This window comes from Amycolatopsis sp. La24, from assembly GCF_029087445.1.
Lineage (GTDB): Bacteria > Actinomycetota > Actinomycetes > Mycobacteriales > Pseudonocardiaceae > Amycolatopsis > Amycolatopsis nivea.
The window spans coordinates 72089-92053 of record NZ_JARACH010000034.1 but is presented as its reverse complement, the minus strand read 5'-3'; the positions used below and the strand labels follow the sequence as shown (position 1 = coordinate 92053).

Annotated in this window: 16 protein-coding genes; 3 read left to right on the top strand and 13 right to left on the bottom strand. The window is 69.4% G+C overall.

All coding sequences use genetic code 11. The annotated features are described in order from the left end of the window. Positions 1-140 precede the first annotated feature (140 nt). Positions 141-1289, bottom strand: coding sequence for an MFS transporter (locus PUT80_RS28300; protein ID WP_275294027.1), 1149 nt, complete (start codon positions 1287-1289; stop codon positions 141-143). Positions 1290-1350: 61 nt separating this feature from the next. Then, the gene (gene topA / locus PUT80_RS28295; RefSeq protein ID WP_275294026.1) at positions 1351-4242 is read right to left on the bottom strand and encodes a type I DNA topoisomerase; all 2892 of its coding nucleotides are present in this window, start codon (positions 4240-4242) and stop codon (positions 1351-1353) included. A gap of 306 nt (positions 4243-4548) precedes the next feature. Here topA and PUT80_RS28290 point away from each other — a divergent pair, with 306 nt between their 5' ends. After that, positions 4549-5364, top strand: a complete 816-nt coding sequence (locus PUT80_RS28290) for a serine protease (RefSeq protein WP_037808335.1) — start codon at positions 4549-4551, stop codon at positions 5362-5364. Between the two features lie 66 nt (positions 5365-5430). Here PUT80_RS28290 and PUT80_RS28285 read toward each other — a convergent pair whose 3' ends face one another. Further along, positions 5431-6132 carry a hypothetical protein gene (locus PUT80_RS28285; protein WP_037809330.1) on the bottom strand — a complete coding sequence of 234 codons (702 nt, stop codon included), beginning with the start codon at positions 6130-6132 and terminating at the stop codon, positions 5431-5433. A 93-nt stretch (positions 6133-6225) separates the two neighbouring features. On the opposite strand from PUT80_RS28285, the gene PUT80_RS28280 reads away from it, so the two are divergent. Continuing rightward, a complete protein-coding gene (locus tag PUT80_RS28280) occupies positions 6226-7005 on the top strand; it encodes a nucleotidyltransferase domain-containing protein (protein ID WP_275294025.1) in 780 nt (259 codons plus the stop codon). On the opposite strand, the gene PUT80_RS28275 is transcribed toward PUT80_RS28280, so the two are convergent. Together PUT80_RS28275 and PUT80_RS28270 are read right to left on the bottom strand one after the other, a co-directional pair. Continuing rightward, a complete protein-coding gene (locus PUT80_RS28275; RefSeq protein WP_275294024.1) occupies positions 6972-7463 on the bottom strand; it encodes a hypothetical protein in 492 nt (163 codons plus the stop codon). The genes PUT80_RS28280 and PUT80_RS28275 overlap by 34 nt on opposite strands. A 233-nt stretch (positions 7464-7696) precedes the next feature. Continuing rightward, positions 7697-9982: a sodium-translocating pyrophosphatase gene (locus PUT80_RS28270; RefSeq protein ID WP_037808341.1), complete on the bottom strand. Its 2286-nt coding sequence runs from the start codon at positions 9980-9982 to the stop codon at positions 7697-7699. Between the two features lie 276 nt (positions 9983-10258). Here PUT80_RS28270 and PUT80_RS28265 point away from each other — a divergent pair, with 276 nt between their 5' ends. Next, the gene (locus PUT80_RS28265) at positions 10259-13180 is read left to right on the top strand and encodes a DEAD/DEAH box helicase (RefSeq protein ID WP_275294023.1); all 2922 of its coding nucleotides are present in this window, start codon (positions 10259-10261) and stop codon (positions 13178-13180) included. A gap of 48 nt (positions 13181-13228) precedes the next feature. Here the strand turns inward: PUT80_RS28265 and PUT80_RS28260 are convergent, their stop codons facing one another. The 8 genes from PUT80_RS28260 to ssd form a co-directional block, all read right to left on the bottom strand. Beyond that, positions 13229-13849 (bottom strand): bifunctional DNA primase/polymerase, encoded by a 621-nt coding sequence (locus PUT80_RS28260; protein ID WP_037808345.1) that lies wholly within the window; start codon positions 13847-13849, stop codon positions 13229-13231. Between the two features lie 1180 nt (positions 13850-15029). Continuing rightward, the gene (locus PUT80_RS28255) at positions 15030-15392 is read right to left on the bottom strand and encodes an Rv3654c family TadE-like protein (protein WP_238603941.1); all 363 of its coding nucleotides are present in this window, start codon (positions 15390-15392) and stop codon (positions 15030-15032) included. Then, positions 15389-15727, bottom strand: coding sequence for a TadE family type IV pilus minor pilin (locus PUT80_RS28250; RefSeq protein WP_275294022.1), 339 nt, complete (start codon positions 15725-15727; stop codon positions 15389-15391). Before PUT80_RS28250 ends, PUT80_RS28255 begins: the two co-directional genes overlap by 4 nt. After that, the gene (locus PUT80_RS28245) at positions 15727-15891 is read right to left on the bottom strand and encodes a DUF4244 domain-containing protein (RefSeq protein ID WP_078561018.1); all 165 of its coding nucleotides are present in this window, start codon (positions 15889-15891) and stop codon (positions 15727-15729) included. Before PUT80_RS28245 ends, PUT80_RS28250 begins: the two co-directional genes overlap by 1 nt. 30 nt (positions 15892-15921) lie before the next feature. Beyond that, complete coding sequence (locus PUT80_RS46330; protein WP_343076907.1) at positions 15922-16332, bottom strand: type II secretion system F family protein; 411 nt, start codon at positions 16330-16332, stop codon at positions 15922-15924. 281 nt (positions 16333-16613) lie between these two features. Further along, on the bottom strand, positions 16614-17366 hold the full coding sequence (locus PUT80_RS28235) for a type II secretion system F family protein (protein WP_275294020.1): 753 nt from the start codon (positions 17364-17366) through the stop codon (positions 16614-16616). Between the two features lie 31 nt (positions 17367-17397). After that, positions 17398-18549, bottom strand: coding sequence for a TadA family conjugal transfer-associated ATPase (locus tag PUT80_RS28230; protein ID WP_275294019.1), 1152 nt, complete (start codon positions 18547-18549; stop codon positions 17398-17400). After that, positions 18550-19608: a septum site-determining protein Ssd gene (ssd, locus tag PUT80_RS28225; RefSeq protein WP_275294018.1), complete on the bottom strand. Its 1059-nt coding sequence runs from the start codon at positions 19606-19608 to the stop codon at positions 18550-18552. Positions 19609-19965 lie beyond the last annotated feature (357 nt).

Here is a 19965-nt window from a genome sequence, read left to right as displayed (position 1 = left end):
ACGAGGATCGATGGGTTCACTGACAGCCACCGCCCGAGCCTCACGGCAAAAGTGTCACCACCAACCCCGCCCGAACTGTCACCGATCTCCTGATGCAGAACCGTCACCCATGTCCTGCGAGATGACAGCCGAGCGGTCGGTCAGCGCCGCGACACCGGCTCGCCGACACGCATCGTAGGCGCGAGGAAACCGACCGTGACCACGAGGGCGCCGACCACGGCGAGCGTCCAGTGCAGGCCGATCCCGCCGCTTAGGCCGCTGACCAGCACCGGACCGGCGAGGAACCCGAGATACCCGCACGCCGCGACGGCCGCGATCGCCCGGCCCGGCGCTTCCGGCTGTTTGCGCCCGGCCGCGCTCCACGCGAGCGGCACCATCCCGGACACGCCGAGCCCGACCACGGCGAACCCGATCACCGCGACCACCGGCACCGGAACCGCGACCACCAGCAGGAACCCGGCGACCGTCACCGCCGTGGCGACCCGCATGAACAACACCGCACCGACACGCTCCACGACCCGGTCGGCCACCGTGCGCACCGCGATCATGGTGATCGAGAACGCGAAGTAGCCCAGCGACGCGACAGCCGCGCTCGCCGTGGTGACCTCCCGGAGGTAGACCGCGCTCCAGTCGTTCACCGTGCCTTCCGCGACGAACCCGCAGAACGCGATCACGCCCAACGGGATCAATGCCTTGCTGGGCAAAGCAAACGCCGCCTCGCCCTGTCCACGATCGGCACCCGGCAAGAACTGCGAAGCAGCCAAGATCCCGAGCACGAGCAGCACGACGCCAGCGCCGGTGAAATGCGCTTCGACTGGCACCCGCCAAACTTCCATCAGCGCCGCGAGACCCGAGCCCGCCAGTCCGCCGATGTTCCAGAACGCGTGGAACCCAGCGAAAATCGGCCGCCCGTAAGCCTCTTCGACGCGCGCGGCGTGCGCGTTCATCGAGACGTCCAGCAGGCTGTTGCCCACTCCGAGCACCACGAGCGCGGCTACGAACAACGGCGCATCCGGCGCGAAGGCGACGAGCGGCAAACCGCCGCACAACACCGCGGCTCCGAAAAGAACCCCGCGCCGGCTGCCGATCTTCGTGATCAACGGCCCCGCGGCCAGCAAGGCGACGACCGAACCGGCGGCGAGCCCGAAAAGGCCGATCCCGAGCTCTCCGGCGCTGAGGCCGAGTTTTCCTTGTACCGCAGGAATTCGAGCCGCCCACGAAGCGAATGCCGCACCGCACACCGCGAAAACCACGGAAACCGCGGCACGCGCGCGCTGTGTCTCCCCCATCCATCCCCCTGACACGAGAAAGGGCCACCCGGAGTTTTCCAGGTGGCCCTTCAGATCCTCGTTACTTCGACTTCGTCGCGGTGCTGCTCCGCTTCGCCGGTGCCTTCTTCGCAGTGGTCGACTTCGCCGCCGCCGACTTGGTCGTGGTCGACTTGGTCGTGGTCGACTTCGTCGCGGTGGACTTCGCCGGTGCCTTGCGCGTGGTCCGCTTCTTCGGAGCCGGGCCCTTCGCGCGCTTCTCCGCCAGCAGCTCGGCAGCGCGCTCCGCGGTGAGTTCCTCGATGCTGTCGGACTTCCGCAGCGTCGCGTTGTACTCGCCGTCGGTCACGTACGGGCCGAAGCGGCCGTCCTTGACCACCATCGGCTTGCCCGACACCGGGTCGTCGCCGAGTTCCTTCAGCGGCGGACGCGCGGTGGCAGACCGGCCGCGCTGCTTCGGCTCCGAATAGATCTTCAGCGCCTCTTCCAGCGTGATCGAGAACAGCTGGTCCTCGGTCTGGATCGACCGCGAGTCCGTGCCCTTCTTCAGGTACGGCCCGTAGCGCCCGTTCTGCGCGGTGATCTCGTCGCCCGACTCCGGGTCCTTGCCCACGACGCGCGGCAGCGAAAGCAGCTTCAGCGCGTCGTCGAGCGTGATCGTCTCGATCGACATCGACTTGAACAGCGAGCCCGTACGCGGCTTCGGCAGCTTCGCCTTCGCGGCCTTCTTCTGCGCCGCCGTCGCGTCCTCGGGCAGCTCCGGCTCAGGCAGCAGCTCCGTGACGTACGGGCCGAAGCGGCCTTCCTTCGCCACGATCTCGTGCCCGCTGACCGGGTCGGTGCCCAGCACGCGACCTTCCTGCGGCGTCGCGAAGAGCTTCTCCGCGATCTCCGCCGTCAGCTCGTCCGGCGGCAGGTCTTCGGGCAGGTTCGCGCGCTGCGACTCGCCGTTGACCTCGCGCTCCAGGTACGGCCCGTAGCGGCCGACGCGCACCACGACCTGGTGCCCTTCGGCGTCGCTGAACATCGGGATCGAGTTGATCTCGCGCGCGTCGATGCCCTCGACGCTGCCGTCGACCAGCTTCTTCAGCCCGCCGAGCCGGCCGACCGAACCCTCGACGCCGAAGTCGCCGCCGAAGTAGAACTTCGACAGCCATTCGACGCGGTGCTCGTCACCGCTGGCGATGCGGTCCAGCTCGTCCTCGAGACCGGCGGTGAAGTTGTAGTCCACCAGCCGTTCGAAGTGCCGCTCCAGCAAGCCGATCACCGCGAACGCGACCCACGACGGAACGAGGGCGGAGCCCTTCTTCCAGACGTAGCCGCGGTCCTGGATGGTCTTGATGATCGACGCGTACGTCGACGGGCGGCCGATGCCCAGCTCTTCCAGCTTGCTGACCAGGCTCGGCTCGGAGTAGCGCGCGGGCGGCGACGTGGAGTGGCCGTCCGCGGACAGCTCGGGCGCGGTCAGGCCCTGGTCCTTGACCAGCACCGGAAGCCGGCTCTGCTTGTCGTCGGCCTCGCCGCCGGCCTCGGAGTCGACTGCCTCGACGTATGCCTTCAGGAAGCCGGCGAAGGTGATCGTGCGGCCCGAAGCGGCGAAGGTGCACTCCTCGCCGGTCGTGGCGGTGCCGATGATGCGCACCGACATCGTGGTGCCCTTCGCGTCCGCCATCTGCGACGCGATCGTGCGCTGCCAGATCATCTCGTAGAGCCGGAACTCGTCGGTGTCCAGCTCTTTCGCGACCTGGCCCGGCGTACGGAAGACCTCGCCCGACGGACGGATCGCCTCGTGCGCTTCCTGCGCGTTCTTCACCTTGCGCGTGTACTGGCGCGGCGACGGCGAGACGTACTCCTTGCCGTACAGCTGCGTTGCCTGGCTTCGCGCGGCCGTGATCGCCGACTCCGACAGCGTCGTGGAGTCGGTACGCATATAAGTGATGTAACCGTTCTCGTACAGCTTCTGCGCGACCCGCATCGTGCGCTCGGAGGTGAAGCGCAGCTTGCGGCCCGCCTCCTGCTGCAGCGTCGACGTCATGAACGGCGCGTACGGCTTCCGCGTGTACGGCTTCTCTTCGACGCTCGCGACCTTGAAGTCGCGGTTCTGCAGCCCCTGGGCCAGCGCCCGGGCGTCGGATTCGCCGAGCACGCGGATGTCCGCGGTGTTGCCCTTGAGCTGACCGTTGGAGTCGAAGTCGCGACCCGTCGCGAGGCGCGCACCGTCGACCGCGATGAGCCGCGAGGGGAACGTACGCGGCGAAGCGTCTTCGCCAGCGTCCATGGTCGCCGAGATGTCCCAGTACGACGCCGAGGTGAAGCGCATCCGCTCGCGCTCGCGCTCCACGACGATCCGCGTCGCCACGGACTGCACGCGGCCCGCCGAGAGCTTCGGCATGACCTTCTTCCACAGCACCGGCGAGACCTCGTAGCCGTAAAGCCGGTCGAGGATGCGGCGGGTTTCCTGCGCGTCGACCAGGTCGGCGTCCAGCTCGCGGGTGGCCGCGGCGGCGGCCTGGATGGCCTGCTCGGTGACCTCGTGGAAGACCATCCGGCGCACCGGGACCTTGGGCTTCAAGGTCTCCAGCAGGTGCCAGGCGATGGCCTCGCCCTCGCGGTCGGGGTCCGTCGCGAGGTAGAGCTCGTCTACGTCCTTCAGCAGCCCCTTCAGCTCGGTGACCTTGGACTTCTTGTCCGGGGTCACGATGTAGAGCGGCTTGAAGTCGTTGTCGATGTCGACGCCGAGCCGGGCCCACGATTCGCCCTTGTACTGCGCGGGGACGTCAGCGGCGCCGCGGGGCAGGTCCCGGATGTGCCCGACGGAGGACTCGACGACGTAGTTGCCGCCGAGGTAAGGGGCGATCTTGCGGGCCTTAGTAGGCGACTCGACGATCACCAGCCGCCGTCGATCGGCACCGTTGCCCCCGGCGCCGCTCTTCTTGGTCCGTGTTCCTGCCACGCTGCCCTGCTCTCCACTCATCTCCGCGCCGCCGCAGCGGCGCTCTCACCCCTGCACCAGAGGGGTACTGCGCCCGCGTCTCGACCTGTCAGTGTGCACGTCCCCAGTGTCCGCGCAGCGCCGAGGTGCCCTGACGAGCCGCCGGGCCCTTGCCCGTCGGATCGCCGCTGACCTCGGCGATGTTTCCTTTCCACACCTAGCACGTGATATCGGACACGTGCCGTGCAGGGTAACCGGTCATACCACCGATACCCTCCGTTAGACGGTGGCGGGTCCAAGGAAGTCGACGGTTCACTTATTCCTCCCCCCAGCCGAAAGGAACCCACCATGATCCGCCGACTGGTTGGCACCGCGATCGCCATCACGGCGACGTTCGCGCTGGTCACCGCCCCCGAAGCGAGCGCGGCGACCACCACGTTCACCGGTGCCGTGGCGCTGTCCAACTGCTCTGGTTCGGTCGTGAAACCGGCCGCAACGCCGATGGACGCGCCCGCGATGGTGCTCTCGAACGGGCACTGTCTCGAAGACGGCATGCCCGATCCGGGGCAGGTGATCGTCGGGCAGCCTTCGAACCGCTCGTTCGACCTGCTGTCGCCGGACGGCCAGAGCTCGGTGGGCACCGTGACCGCGACCAAGGTCGTCTACGCGACGATGACCGACACTGATATCTCGCTCTACCAGCTGAGCGACACCTACGCCGACATCGAGCAGAAGTACAGCGTGCCGCCGCTCGAACTGGTCAACACCCATCCGCAGGCGGGCACGCCGATCGACGTGGTGTCCGGGTACTGGAAGCAGATCTACTCCTGCTCGATCGACGGTTTCGTGCACGAACTGCACGAGAACAACTGGGTCTGGAAGGACTCGATCCGGTACGTGCCGGGCTGCGCCACCATCGGCGGCACGTCCGGTTCGCCGGTCGTCGACCGCAACACCGGCAAGGTCATCGGCGTGAACAACACGTCCAACGACGACGGCCAGCGCTGCACGCTGAACAACCCGTGCGAGGTCGACGAAGCGGGCAACGTGACCGTGCGGCCGAACTACAAGTACGGCCAGGAGACCTACGGAATCCCGGCCTGCCTGACCCCGGCCAACGAGATCGACCTCAACCAGCAGGGCTGCACCCTGCCGAAACCGTAAGACACGTCCTCGGAAAGGTCCCTCGTCGCTCCGCTGAGCGATGGGGGACCTTTTTTCTGCGCGGCTCTACCCCACAGCCTCCAGTAAATACTGTGTAGGACTCTCCGCCGGAGCACCTCGGCGCGGCTCCCCCGCCGTCCGTTCGCGGCGTTCCCCGGCCGGCGGCAACTCCGGCCACGCCGCCTCCGCGCCCGCCGGAGGTTCGCCGATCAGCTCCAGCAGACCGGCCAGCTTCCGCCGCCCGCTGACGCGCACCGCGGGCTGCTCCGCCTTCGGGCCGAGCAACCGCGCCTGGACGCCCAGCGGCGCGAGCACGGCCAGCAGCTCCTCGTGCATTCCCGGGGCCAGCGGATCGACGCCCAGCAGGTAGCCGCCAGGTTCGGGACGACCTGCCGCGAGCGCCCACATCCGCAGCATCGCGCCGCTCAGCCGGAAGCCGCCGGGCACCGCTTTGCCCGAATCGTCCTCCGCCGGACCGGTGTGCCCCGGCCGCAGCCACTGTTCGGCGAGCCCGAGCAGATCGACCCGGAACGACGTGCGCACCTGCGGACTGCCGCAGTCGGCCACCGCGACCTGCGCGTCCGCACCCCGGCTCCGGCATTCGCGCGCCAGCACCCGAGCCCGCCACGGCTCCTCGACCAGCACCGACAGCCGCGCCGCCGTGCGGCCGAACCCGGTGATCTGCCCTTGGCAGCACAACAGCCCGGCCAGGTCTGGCAGGCCCGGGCCGGTCGCCTCCGCCGAGAACAGCGAGATCGTCCGATCCACGCCGCGATGATAGAACACAAGTTCGATTGAAGGCGAGCGTCACGCCGAGGTTTTTCCCGGGCACGCAGTGTTGTCGGTATAGTAATACCGGCATTGGGGGTTCCGTTGTTCGAAGTCGCCGAACGCGTCCAGGTGCGTGCCGAGCTGATCGCCGCGGCCCGCCACGACCCGGACATCGCAGGTGCCGCGCTGGTCGGATCGGCCGCTCGCGGGACCGAGGACCGCTGGTCGGACATCGACCTCGTCCTTCAGCTCGCGGACGACGCGGACGAACCCGCAGTCGTCGCACGCTGGACTCATTCGCTCGACGAGAAGTTCGGCGTCGCCGACACCCTCGACGTGACCTCGCGCGAAGGAGTTCGCTACCGGGTCTTTCTCCTCGGCTCCTCGCTCCAGGTCGACTTGTCGTTCTGGCCCCACGAGCAGTTCCGGGCCACCGAGGACGGTTTCCAGCTCGTTTTCGGCCAGGCCAACGAGCCGACCCGCGCCGCGGAACCGCGCAGCGAGCAGGTGATCGGCATGGCCTGGCTGTACGCGTTGCACGCCCGCTCGGCCATCGCCCGCGGACGGACGTGGCAAGCCGTCCTGATGCTCGACGACCTTCGCGACCAGATCATCGCGCTGGAATGCCTGCGGCACGGCTTGAATCCTTGGCACGGACGCGAAGTCGACCGGCTGCCCGAACCGGTGCTGGCGACGCTGCGAGACGGCCGAGCGGCGTCGGTCAGCTCGGCCGAGCTCGAACGGTCTCGGCAGGCGCTGCTTCAGCACTACCTGTCCGCCGTCGCGCACCATGACGCGGAGCGCGCCGCCGCGCTTCGGCGGGCGCTCGATCCTGATCAGCGTGGCGCGGGCGGAACGACCAGCTGCTGACATCCCGCCGCGCGCTTGCCCGCCGCGGACAGGGCTGGCGTCGCGTCCAAGCCCTTGAGGACGTCGAGCCGGGAAATCTGGTCGATAGCCGATTTGGCGTCGTCCAGCGCCGCCTTCACTGCGGCCGGATTGTCGGCCGCGTCGAGTTTGCCGCGCACCTCGTTCGCCTGCTGCCGCACCGAAGCGAACTGGCCGAGCAAAGCCGTGCGCGCCGGTTCGCCGCCGGGCAGCGGCGCGGGCCCGACCCGGTGCAACCCGGACACGGTCTGGTCGATGCCGCGGGCGACCGACGCCAGAAGATCGCTCGACGTGCGAGTGGCCTGCGCTGACGAACTCGGATCAATCGAAGGAAGATTCGCCAGCGCACGAACCAGGTGCGTGACCGCCCCGCAGTATCCGTCGGCCCATTTCGCGGCCGGATCGGACTGGCCCGCGGTTTCCGAGTGCCCGCCGGACACGACCTGCTCGGTCGGCGGCGGCGGTTGCCCGCAGCCCGTGAGCCCTATCCCGATTCCTGTTGCCAGCGCGGCTAAACCGGTCCACCGCGGCCGCACCCGCACCACTCCTGTCCGTCGAGATCCGTGTCCTCCGCACGGTACCGACCCGCCAGTAGTCCGCAACTCGCCCCGGGTAGCGGACGCGAACGGGCCCGGCACGCACGAGGCGTACCGGGCCCGAATGGAGCAACGCGTCAGGCTTTCGCCTCCGCCGGAGTCTCCGACATGACGCTGCCGCGCCGCTTGGACACGACGATCGCCGCGACGATCACCGCGACCGCGACGACCGCGATCACGATCCGCCACGTGGTGTCCGCGCCGCCGCCGAGCGTCAGCGTGACCACCGCGGGCGCGATCAGCACCGAGACCAGGTTCATGACCTTGATCAGCGGGTTGATCGCGGGGCCGGCGGTGTCCTTGAACGGGTCGCCGACGGTGTCGCCGATGATCGTCGCCTCGTGCGCGTCGGAACCCTTGCCGCCGTGGTTGCCGTCCTCGACGAGCTTCTTGGCGTTGTCCCAGGCGCCACCGGAGTTGGCGAGGAAGATCGCCATCAGCGTGCCGGTCGCGATCGCGCCTGCCAGGTACCCGGCGAGCGCACCGGTGCCGAGACCGAAACCGACCGCGATCGGCGCGAAGACGGCCAGCAGACCCGGCGTCGCCAGCTCCCGCAGCGAATCGCGGGTGACGATGTCGACGACCCGGCCGTACTCGGGCCGCGTGGTGCCCTCCATGATCCCGGGGATGTCGCGGAACTGGCGGCGCACCTCGTACACCACCGCGCCGGCGGCACGCGAAACCGCGTTGACCGCGAGACCGGAGAAGAGGAACACGACCGCCGCGCCGACGATCACGCCGACCAGCGTGTTCGGGCTGACCACCTGGTTGACGAACGAGGACACCGCGGTGACCGCGCCCTCGCCGCGTTCGGCCACGGTCTTCGCGATCGCGTCCGAATAGGACCCGAACAGCGCAGTCGCCGCCAGCACCGCGGTGGCGATCGCGATGCCCTTGGTGATGGCCTTGGTGGTGTTGCCGACCGCGTCCAGCTCGGTGAGGATCTGCGCGGCCTTCTCGTCGACGTCGCCGGACATCTCGGCGATGCCCTGCGCGTTGTCCGAGACCGGGCCGAAGGTGTCCATCGCGACGATGACGCCGACGGTGGTCAGCAGGCCGGTGCCGGCCAGCGCCACCGCGAACAGCGCGACGCCGCCGCCGAGCAGGTAAGCGCCGAACACGGCCGCGCCGATCACCAGCGCGGTGTACACGGCGGACTCGAACCCGACCGAGATGCCGGACAGGATCACCGTCGCCGCACCGGTTTCCGACGTCTTGCCGACGTCCTGCACCGGCTTGTGCTCGGTGCCGGTGTAGTAGCCGGTGATGCGCAGGATCAGCGCGGCGAGCACGATGCCGATGATCACCGAGACCGTCGCGATCACCGCGGGGTTGCCGGTGTTGTGCGCGTAGCCCTCGCCGAATTCGGCGAAGCTGTTCGGCAGGTACACGAACGCGGCGATCGCCGACAGCACCGCGGAAATGACCGCGGAGATGTAGAACGAGCGGTTGATCGTGACCAGGCCGCCCTCGCCCGCGCGCGCCTTCGTGATGTAGACGCCGATCACCGCGGTGATCACGCCGATGGCGGGCACGATCAGCGGGAAGATCAGGCCGGACGCGCCGAACGCGGAGCTGCCGAGGATCAGCGCGGCGACGAGCATCACCGCGTAGGACTCGAAGAGGTCCGCGGCCATGCCCGCGCAGTCGCCGACGTTGTCGCCCACGTTGTCGGCGATCGTCGCGGCGTTGCGCGGGTCGTCCTCGGGGATACCCTGCTCGACCTTGCCGACCAGGTCGGCGCCGACGTCGGCGGCCTTGGTGAAGATGCCGCCGCCGACCCGCATGAACATGGCGATCAGCGCCGCGCCGAAACCGAAGCCCTCCAACACCTTCGGTGCCTGGCCGGTGTAGACGAGCACCACGACGGCCGCGCCGAAGAGGCCGAGCCCGACGGTGATCATGCCGACCACGCCGCCGGTGCGGAACGCCACGCGCATCGCCTTCTCGCGCCCGCCCTCCTCGCGCGACGCGGCGGCCACGCGCAGGTTCGCCTGCGTGGCCAGCCACATGCCGAGGTAGCCGATGGTGAACGAGAACGCCGCCCCGACGAGGAAGAAGATCGACCGGCCGATCCGTTCGCTCCAGTCGTCCGCGGGAAGCGCGAACAGGAGCAGGAACACGATCACGCCGAAGATGGCGAGGGTGTTGCGCTGCCGCTTCAGGTATGCGGCCGCACCTTCCTGCACTGCCTTGGCGATGTCCTGCATCTTGGCGGTGCCCTGGCCCGCGGCCAGCACCTCCTTGAGCAGTACGTAACCGATGGCCAGTGCGACAAGGGCGACCACGGCGACCACACCGACGATGGTGTAGCCACCCCCGGAGAGCGTGATACCGCCCTCCGCGAGGAACTGCCGGGACATTCGTCCTCCTGGGAACGCCGTTTGGCCAGCGCGGGCCCGTCGTACCCGGCGCGCCTGCGCTGGCGTGGATCTGTGCCGAAGGACACGCTAGCCGTGCAAGCAATGCACGTCTCACATGACGCTCGCCACAGTGGGTGTGGATCGAGGGAGTGTATTGGTAGTGATCTGCGCGTCCGCAATGCGTCCCGGCGACAGCACGTTCGGTAACCTTGTGTGATTGGTCACTGGATCGATCTCGGCCCGGTTTTGTCGGTGCCCTGTGCGAAGCTTCGGCACGTGGTGGGAGAGCGAGGACGGAGGCTGCTGGACCGGGTCACGGCAGGGATCCCGGCGCACGAGAATCCGGTGACGCACGTGTCCCGGCTGCCGGAACGCGCGGCCCGGCACGAGCCGTGGCCGGAGTGGGCGGAGCCGTCGGCGGTGGCCGCGTTCCGCGCGGCCGGAGTCGAAAAACCGTGGCGGCACCAGGTCGAGGCCGCTTCGCTGGCGCATGCTGGCACGCACGTCGTGGTGTCCACTGGAACCGCGTCGGGGAAGTCGCTGGCGTATCAGCTGCCGGTGCTCAGCGCATTGGCGACGGATGCGCGGGCGACGGCGCTGTACCTCTCGCCGACGAAGGCCCTCGGCGCTGATCAGCTGCGTGCGGTGTCCTCTTTGGACGTCGCGGGCGTACGCGCGGCGGCGTTCGACGGGGACACCCCGATGACAGAGCGCGACTGGGTCCGCGCACACGCGAACTGGGTGTTCAGCAACCCCGACATGCTGCACCGCGGCATCCTTTCGGCGCACTCCCGATGGACGCAGTTCTTCCGCCGGCTGCGGTACGTCGTGGTCGACGAATGCCACAGCTATCGCGGCGTCTTCGGCTCGCACGTCGCGCTGCTGCTGCGCCGCCTGCGCCGGGTGGCGGAGCACTACGGCGCTTCCCCGGTGTTCGTGCTGGCTTCGGCGACCACTGCTTCGCCAGCCTCCTTCGCCACTCGGCTCACCGGTGTGGAGTGCGCCGCGGTCACCGATGACGCGTCGCCGCGTGGTGCGCGGACGGTCGCGTTGTGGGAGCCGCCGCTGCTCGACGAGCTGACCGGCGAGAACGGCGCACCCGTCCGCCGTCCGGCTGGAGTCGAGACCGCGCGGATTCTCACCGAACTGGTCGTCGAAGGCGCTCGGTCGCTGGCGTTCGTCCGCTCCCGCCGCGGTGCTGAGCTGACCGCGCTGGGAGCACGCCGTCTTCTGTCCGAAGTGGACCCTCGGTTGGCGGATACCGTTGCCGCGTACCGATCCGGCTATCTTCCTGAAGAGCGGCGCGCCCTGGAGCAAGCCCTGCTTTCGGGTCGGCTGCTGGGTGTCGCGACCACGAACGCCTTGGAGCTGGGCGTCGACATCGCCGGCCTGGACGCCGTGGTTCTGGCTGGTTACCCCGGCACTCTCGCGTCGTTCTGGCAGCAATCCGGCCGCGCCGGACGTTCGGGCGACGAAGCGCTCGTGGTGTTCGTCGCCCGAGACGATCCGCTCGACACTTACCTGGTGCACCACCCGGCCGCGTTGCTGGAACGCCCGGTGGAAACCGCGGTCCTGGACCCGACGAACCCTTATGTACTGGGCCCGCAACTCGCGTGCGCCGTCGCGGAGCTGCCGCTCACCGAACCGGAACTGGAAACCTTCGGCGGCGAGGCGGCCCGCGCGGTGCTGGCGGATCTGGCCGAGGAGAAGCTGCTGCGCCGCCGTTCCAGCGGCTGGTACTGGACCTCACGCGACCGCCCGCACGGGGAGGTCGGCATCCGCGGCTCAGGCGGCGACCAGATCGCAGTGGTGGAAGCGGACTCCGGCCGAATGCTGGGCACCGTCGATCCGGGGTCGGCTTGCTACTCCGTTCATCCCGGGGCGGTGTATCTGCATCAGGGGTCGTCGTATGTCGTCGATGAGCTGGACCTGGAGACGGGCTTGGCGCTGGTGCACGCGGAGGACCCGGACTGGACGACTTCGCCGCGCGAGATCGTGGACATCTCGGTGCTGTCGACCGAAGAACAATGCCGCCACGGCGGAGTGACGGTGTGCCTGGGCGAGGTCGCGGTGACGTCGCAGGTGGTGGGGTATTTGCGAAGGCGGCCGTCGGGTGAGGTGCTGGACCACACGCCGCTCGACCTGCCGGAACAGAGCCTGCACACGAGAGCGGTTTGGTACACGGTTTCTTGTGAACTGCTGGAGTCTCCGGGTGGGGGCGGTGGCGAAACCGCTGCTGGGTTGACGGGCCGCGGGTCGGGAAGCACGTCGCCAAGCGCTGCGGAGATGGGCGCGACCATTGCGGGATCGATAGCGAGCCAGGGGGTTGGCGGACCGACTGGGGCCGAGGGCGCGTTGCCGGTTGCCGGGAATTCCGGCGGCACGGAAGCGGTGTCGGCGGGAGCTGCGTCGCCAGCCGCCGAGGGAACCGGCGGGACGGCTCGGTCCAGTCGCGCTGCCGGAGAATCGGCGGGGACCGAGAGCGTGCTGCCAAGCGACGGAGAAATCGACGAAGCCGCTGCGGGGGCAGCGTCCAGTCAGGTGGGCGGGGAACCGGTGGGGACCGGGAATGCGTCGTCAACCGCCGGGGGAATTGGCGGGGGCGCTGCGGGGGCAGCGGACCGTCGTGCGGCTGGGAAACCGGTGGGGACCGGGGGTGCCTCGTCGGTTGTCGGGGTAACCGGCGAAGTTTCGGGCGATCCGGCGGATGGGCGGGGGCCCGGTGCCGGGGTCGAGATCGGTGGTGCGGTGGGACCGGCGGGGACCGGGGGTGCTGGCAGAGCACCGGGGGGCGCCGGGTTGATTCCGGCGCGCGTCCCCGGTGCCCTGCATGCCGCCGAGCACGCGGCGATCGGCCTGCTACCGCTGTTCGCTACGTGCGACCGCTGGGACATCGGCGGGGTGTCTACCGCGTGGCACGAGGACACCGGGGAGGCGACGGTGTTCGTGCACGATGGGCATCCCGGGGGTGCGGGGTTTGCCGACCGCGGTTATGCCGCGATTGTCCCGTGGCTGGCCGCTACGCGGGAGGCGATCGTCTCCTGCGAGTGCCCGACGGGCTGCCCGTCCTGCGTCCAGTCGCCGAAGTGCGGGAACGGCAACGATCCGCTGGACAAGGCAGGGGCGGTGGCCGTACTGGGAGCCGTGCTCGGGGCGTTGCGTCAGCACGGGGAACAGTGCGGCCACGGTGGAGCGTGAAAACTTTCTTCGGTTGTCGCGTGCTGCCTGCCGGGGTGGAACCGGAAATCAGGCGGCGGTGCTCTCGACCAGCATCGAGGCGTGCTCGTCGGCGAGGGCGCGGACCAGCACGTCCTGCACCTCGGCGGCGGGCGGCAACTGCCAGCCGCACACCTCGGGCTTCACTCGCCAGTGCACGACGCCGTGCTGGAACGGCGACGGCGGCAGCGGGATGTAGCTGTCCTTGCCGTGCCACTGCACGGAAATCTGCTCGGCGATTTCGGCGGGCAGGTGCTCGGAGGGCTGGGTGAGGAACAGCCACCGGCCGTTCGGCATCGCGACGATCGGGGCCGGGTGCCCGATGGAACGCAGCAGCCGAGCGGCGCGCTTGCCCAGTTCCTGGTCCACCTCGACCGCGTCGAGCACGGTGCCGGTCGCCACGAGCAGGCTGTGCGTGCGGTCGCTGAACCAGCTGGCGACCTCGTGGGCGTGCGAACCGACCAGCTCACGCCAGTCGTCGCGCACCGGCACCGGCCGGCGCCAGGTCAGGTCGTCCCCCTCCGCGGTGATCGGCTCCGGGGTCGCCCCCGGAAGCACCGGCCAGCCGCGCCAAGCGAGGCCGATCGCCTCCGCACGCAATTCGATGCGGAAGGCGTTCCGCCAGCTGTCCGGCCAATTCGCGTCCAACATTGCTTTCCTGCCTTCGAGGTCCGGTTTTCGCGCCGTCCGGGTCGGGGCCGTGGTGGCGCATGTCTCACTAAACGGCAAGTTGCACATTGCGGGGAAGACTCCGCGCGACAACCGGCCGTTACCGAGCGATGAACGCCCAGTAGCCCACTGTCCGGCCGATAACAAGGTGCCGATCACCGGCCGCTGACCCCGCCGTCCGGCCCGCGAGAACGGGCCCACCACGGGATTCGACACTTTCCCGCCTTTTCGCACGCGTACTGAGGCATACCCTTGGACCACCCGCTGACCTGCGGGTTTGACCGTTCGGCGTGCGCCAGCGACCGCTGCTCGTGTTCTTCGCCACTCGTCGCCGGTGCCGGAAAGGTCCGGACGAACCGAGGGTTCCGGCGACTGGTCACCGGTCCGGCTCGTCGCCGACGAGCGGTTCCGGCGCGCCGCGGAGGACGGTGCGTGGTGCCGGGGCTGACGGGGTGAGAGGAGGCGGGTGGCAGGTTGCAACTCCCTTCGGTTGGGTCGGGCGAGGTCGGCCTCGGTGGCAAACCACGCGTTGGACTGCTTCGGGCGAACTGGGCAGAGGTGATCGCTGAGGCAGTCCTCGGCCCGAGCAATCGGGGACAGCGCGGGTGGTCGCGCAGTAGCTCCGACGAGCGCGAGGAGCCAGAGGCCCGTCGAGGAGCACGAACACCGGACCGGGCCGCGCGTCGCCGCCTCCCAGAACCGCCACCGGGCCAGCACCGGTGGCGCGCAAGCGTCGCCGCCTCCCAGAACCGCCACCGGGCCAGCACCGGTGGCGCGCAAGCGTCGCCGCCTGTCAGCTCCGCCACCGGGCCAGCACTGGTGCCGCGCAAGCAGCGGGCACGGTTACTCGACCAGCCCGCACGTCGCTCCCGCTGAACGCGGCTGCCGGGCCAGCACCGGTGTCCGCACGCGTAGGGCCGTTGCGGAGCATGGCTGCCGACCGGGCCGGTGATCGCTGCCGACACGGCCGCCGGGCCAGCGCCGATGTTCACACGCGTAGGGCCGTTGCAGAGCATGGCTGCCGACCGGGCCGGAGATCGCCGCCGACACGGCCGCCGGGCCAGCGCCGATGTTCACACGCGTAGGGCCGTTGCAGAGCATGGCTGCCGACCGGGCCGGAGATCGCCGCCGACACGGCTGTCGGGGCGGGTGGGACCCCCGGTCAGGGAGGCAGGTCGACCGGACCAGCTCGGGATTTTGCGGTGGGGGGTGGCAGGCCGGGGATGGGGGTGGTCCTGGAGCGGACTTCGATGAAGGCGTCGCGGTTGTGCCAGCGGCAGCTGGTCAGTACTGCGCGTTCGTGGTCGGCTACCTCCTTGGCTCGGGCGCAGGCGACGGTCGGTCCGGCGGCGGCGTGGGCTGCTGCGGCTAGTGCGCCGAGGTCGGCGGCGGCTTCGGTGCGGTGGCGGGCGGTGATGGCTGCGGCTAGCCACCACACCAGGACTGTCACGGCGATCAGGGTGGCGGCGGCTAGGGCCGTCCAAATCGTGGCTACGCCTGCGTCCGCGGGTTGTTTTTGGGTCATGAGGCTGAGGTCGGCTCGACGATGGCGTAGGCGGTTGCGCTCAGGTGGAGAGCAGACAGGGCGTCGGTGGTTACTTCGGCGGTGAGGCCGTCGCCGGTGCGGTGGATGGTGAGGTGTGCGCCGTGCGGGGCAATGGTTTGGACCACTGCGTCGGCGGCTCCTGGCTGTCCGGCCGCGGTCAGGCGGGCGGCTTCGCGGGCGGCGTCCAGGCATCGGAGGTGTCCGGCGATCGCGCTGGTGCCCGCTAGCAGGATCGCCAGCACGGCGGTCAACGCACCCAGGGACAGGGCGGCTTCTACCGTGACGAATCCGCCGTCCCGGCGACGGCTGGCCATCAGGTGGCCACCGTCAGGGCTTTGTGCACCAGGCCGGCCAACGTCGCGGAGACGGAGTCTCCGCTGAGCAGCACGTAGAGCGCCACGGCGAACGCTGCCGCGGCTACCGTGCCGATGGCGTATTCGGCGGTGGTGGTGCCCTCGTCTCCAGGCAAGAACCACATGGTCGGATTCCCTTTCTGTCGTGGACGGGTTCACAGCAGGCCGCCGATTCGCCCGGCAAGGCCGAGCACTACCGGCAGCACGCCGAGGGCGAAGAACGCGGGCAGGAAGCACAACCCGACCGGCAGGGCCAGGGCGACTCCGGCGCGTTCGGCGCGTTCTTCGGCCTCGACGCCCAGTCCGTCGCGGATGCGGCGGGCCAGGTCGTCCGCGGTCGAGGCGAGGGCTGCCCCGGACCGCGCGGTTCGGGTGGCTGCGACTGCCAGCTCGGCGAAGTCCGTCCGGGCTCGGAGCGGGGCCCAGGCTGGGGTCAGGTCTGCGCCAAGGGCTAGCAGGTTTGCTGTTGCGTGCAGGGCGGTTTCGGTGGCCGGTGGTGCGCCGGGTGCTACGGCTTCGAGGGCGGTCGGGACCGGCATTCCGGCGCGCAGGCAGGCGGCGAGCATGTCAAGGACTGACGCGGAGCGGAGTCGTTCCGAGACGTCGTCTGGGTTTTTGGGGTGGCGGGATCGGCGCAGGAGCCACCATGAGCCTGCACCGGCGGCTAGTCCTACCGGGAATCCGGTGAGGACGGTGGCGGATGCACCGCAGACGATTGCGGCGGCTGGGTGCCAGACTTCTGGTCGCGGGGTGCGGCGTGGACGGTTGGGCCGGGCTAGGTGTCGGGGCTGGGCGGTGGTTGGCCAGAGCAGCAGCGCGGTGGCGGCGAGGGCGAGGCTCAGGGCGGTCATGGGGCGGACCTGCGGTTGGTGAGGGCTCTGGACCAGGCGGTTCCTGCCCAGAGCAGGGCTGCGCCTGCAACCAGAAACGCTTGCCCGATAAGGGTTTCCGTGAGGACTGCGAGCGGGTTGGCACCGATGAGCTGGCCCATTGCCAGGCAGCCGACGGGTAGCACGGTCAGGACTATTGCGCTCATGCGTGGGCCCGCCATCTTTGCGCGCAGGCGGCGGGCGAAGGCGACTTCGGCGTCGACGTCTCGGCGGGCGGCGTCGAGGGCGTCGGCGATGGGCAGGCCGTGACGGCGGGCGAGGTTCCAGGATTGGGCAACGGCGGGGAGCGCGGGCGATTCCAAGGCTCCGTCTAGGCGGGCGGCGGTGGCGAGGTTGTGGAGTTCTCCGGCTAGTTCCGGGACTGCGTCCGCCGCTGCTTCGGCGGCCGTTACCGGGTGGGCGCCGGCGCGGAGTTCGGAGACCATCGTGCGGAGGACGGTCGCGGTGCGTTCGGCGCGGGTCAGGGTTTCGGTGGTTTCCCTTCTGCTGTGCCATTCCTGGCGGACGGCGAGGGTGAGCAAGGCGGTGGCTATCGCGGCGCCGATTCCGCCCAGCGGCAGGGCGACGACGGCGGGGGCCAGCCAGAGTGCCTGGCGCGGCGGGATGGGGAGGCGGAGGTGGCAGCGGGGTGTCGGAAGAAGGCGGTCGGGGGTGGTTGGCCAGCACAGGATTCCGGTGCCTGCGCAGAGGAACGGCCATGCGGAGATCAACGGGGGTCACCTCGATGCTGGAGCGAATGAGCTAATCGCGAGCAGATTCGGGAGTGGTCAGGGCGGTGAAGAGGGAGCGGCGGTTCGTCCAGTGGCCGTCGCGCCAGACGGGGTGGGTTTTTACTTCTCCGTGGTAGCGCTGGAGTACTGCGACTTCCGTCAGGCGGCGGCCGGTGGGTGTTCGGCGCATGTGGAGGATGACGCGGACTGCTGCGGCTAGTTGGCTGTGCAGCGCGTCTCTCGGCAGACCGCCTAAGGCGGCCAGAGCCTCCAGGCGTGCCGGGGCTTCTGCTGGCGAGTTCGCGTGCAGGGTGCAGGCACCGCCGTCGTGGCCCGTGTTCATGGCGTTCAGCAGGGAGCACACTTCTGCTCCGCGAACCTCGCCGACGATCAGGCGGTCTGGGCGCATGCGCAGGGCTTGGCGGACCAACTCTGGGAGTTCGACCGCGCCAGCGCCTTCTACGTTCGCTGGTCTGGCGACGAGGCTTACGAACTGTGGATGGGTCGGGCGTAGTTCACCAGCGTCTTCTACGCAGACGATTCGTTCCGTGGGAGCGACCGCACTCAGCAAGGCGCTCAGGAGGGTCGTCTTTCCGGCACCGGTGCCGCCGGTGACGAGGAAGGCTAGGCGGTGGTTGAGGATTGCTGCGAGGATCTTCCGGGCGGTTGGGTCGATGGAGCCGTGCGCTTCGAGCGCGGCTAGGTCGTGGGTCACCGGGCGTAGGACGCGCAGGGACAGGCAGGTGCCGTTCGCCGCGATGGGCGGCAGGACGGCGTGGACGCGGATTCGGCCTTGGCGTGCGGGGAGCCAGCCGTCGACGTATGGCTGGGCGTCGTCCAGGCGGCGGCCTGCGGCTAGGGCCAGGCGCTGCGCTAGGCGGCGGACGGCGTCCTCGTCGGGGAAGCGGATGGTTGTGCGGGCAAGGCCTGCGGGACCGTCCGTCCAGACCTGGTCGGGGGCGGTGACCAGGACGTCGGTGACCGTGTCGTCCTCCAGCAATGGGGCTAGCGGGCCTGCGCCTACGAACTCGTCTCGGGCTTGGCGGACGGCGGCCAGCACTGCGTCGTGGCTCAGGGCGCCGCCAGCTTCGGCACGGACGGCTTCGGCTAAGGCGATCGGGTCGGTGCCGCGGCTTTCGCCGGCCAGGCGATAGCGGACTCGTTCTACTAGGTCGGTGGTCATTTACGCAGCCTGTGCGGTCGTGAGGGGACGCAGGTTCGCCAGCACGGCACGAGCCGCGGTGGCCAACGCGCCCTTCGGGGGCAGGTCGAACTCGCCGGATTCCAAGGTGGCGGCTACTCGGCGTTCTGGAGCCACGTCAGCGATCAAAGGCGGGCCAAGCATTCCCGCGGTTTGCGAAGTCGGGACGCCGTCGATGCGGTGTCCACTTGCGACGACTGCGAAACGCTCGGTGTGCGGACGGAGGCGGGTCAGAACTTGTTTCGCTGCCATACAGGCACGGAACTCGACGGGAACGACTAGCACGACCAGATCTGCGGCTGAGGCGACGGCGAGCGTGCCCTCGTCGAAATGGCGGGGTAAATCGCAGACGACGGTTCGGCCGGCGCGGCTGCCCGCGGCGACTACCGCCGACAAAGCGCGAGGACTCGGACCCTCGCCGGAACGGCCGCAGGACAACACGGGGAGCTTGCCGCGGCTGGGCAGTGAGGCGATCAGGGACGGGACAGACACCCGGCCGGACAACCGAACTTCGGGCCAGCGCAGGCCTTTCGTGTGTTCCAGGCCCAGCGGGAGATCCAATCCGCCGCCTAACGGATCGCAGTCGACTAAGAGGGCGGAGTCGGTACGGGCGGCTTCGACGGCGACCGCTGCGGCCAGCACAGAAGTGCCGGAACCGCCTCGACCGCCGACGAAAGCGATTACTGGGCCTGGTGATTCGGCTGGTGCGTCGGTGACGTCGGCGAACGCACCGGTCAAGCCCGCTTCGTCGTCAGGCAGGCTGAAAACTCGGCGGGCGCCGAGGGCGGCTGCGCGTCGCCAGGTATCGAGACCGGGTGCGCCTTTGCAGACAAGCACGACGCTGTCGCGTGCTGGCATGGGCGGGCTGTCAACCGAAATGTCCTCGTCCAGCACCACGAGCGGAGCTCGCGTCCATCGTCCGCGTGCGGCGGCCAGATCTGGCGCGTGATCGAACTCGCACCCGACTACCGCGGCGACGCGGCGGATCTCTTCGAACACGGTGCCTTCGCCGGAGACGACGAGCGGTTGTGCGGTGGCCATGTGCCCCTCCCCTGGGTTTCGCGGGCCGGACTTCCACCGTCGCTCCCCGCCCGCCGACACGGCAACGCCCGTTTTTCCGTCATGTGGATAACCCGGGGGTTGTGGACAACTCGGGGTGCGAAATCGATCCAGCACCGCGGAGTGTCCGCCCGCACCGGACAATGCACGGCTCCGCGCATTCGGCCGAGAAAACGATTGCCGCGAAGAACCTCCGGAAAATCGAGAGCAAAGAAGTAAATTTGCCGCACCGGCACGAGTAAGGAGCGCCGCGGCCGGAGAAAACACCGGAAAGGTAAGCGTGCGGTTAATTGATCTTGCCCGTAAGGCGCGCGGTGAACGACCGAGACAGCCCAGGTC

Excerpts from the sequence above, each read along its gene's own strand:
- PUT80_RS28230 (WP_275294019.1), bottom strand. The coding sequence starts at position 18,549 with ATGACCACCGACCTAGTAGAACGAGTCCGCTATCGCCTGGCCGGCGAA.
- PUT80_RS28300 (WP_275294027.1), bottom strand. The coding sequence starts at position 1,289 with ATGGGGGAGACACAGCGCGCGCGTGCCGCGGTTTCCGTGGTTTTCGCG.
- PUT80_RS28245 (WP_078561018.1), bottom strand. The coding sequence starts at position 15,891 with ATGTGGTTCTTGCCTGGAGACGAGGGCACCACCACCGCCGAATACGCC.
- PUT80_RS46330 (WP_343076907.1), bottom strand. The coding sequence starts at position 16,332 with ATGCTCGCCGCCTGCCTGCGCGCCGGAATGCCGGTCCCGACCGCCCTC.
- PUT80_RS28250 (WP_275294022.1), bottom strand. The coding sequence starts at position 15,727 with ATGGCCAGCCGTCGCCGGGACGGCGGATTCGTCACGGTAGAAGCCGCC.
- ssd (WP_275294018.1), bottom strand. The coding sequence starts at position 19,608 with ATGGCCACCGCACAACCGCTCGTCGTCTCCGGCGAAGGCACCGTGTTC.
- PUT80_RS28290 (WP_037808335.1), top strand. The coding sequence starts at position 4,549 with ATGATCCGCCGACTGGTTGGCACCGCGATCGCCATCACGGCGACGTTC.
- topA (WP_275294026.1), bottom strand. The coding sequence starts at position 4,242 with ATGAGTGGAGAGCAGGGCAGCGTGGCAGGAACACGGACCAAGAAGAGC.
- PUT80_RS28260 (WP_037808345.1), bottom strand. The coding sequence starts at position 13,849 with ATGTTGGACGCGAATTGGCCGGACAGCTGGCGGAACGCCTTCCGCATC.
- PUT80_RS28255 (WP_238603941.1), bottom strand. The coding sequence starts at position 15,392 with ATGACCCAAAAACAACCCGCGGACGCAGGCGTAGCCACGATTTGGACG.
- PUT80_RS28270 (WP_037808341.1), bottom strand. The coding sequence starts at position 9,982 with ATGTCCCGGCAGTTCCTCGCGGAGGGCGGTATCACGCTCTCCGGGGGT.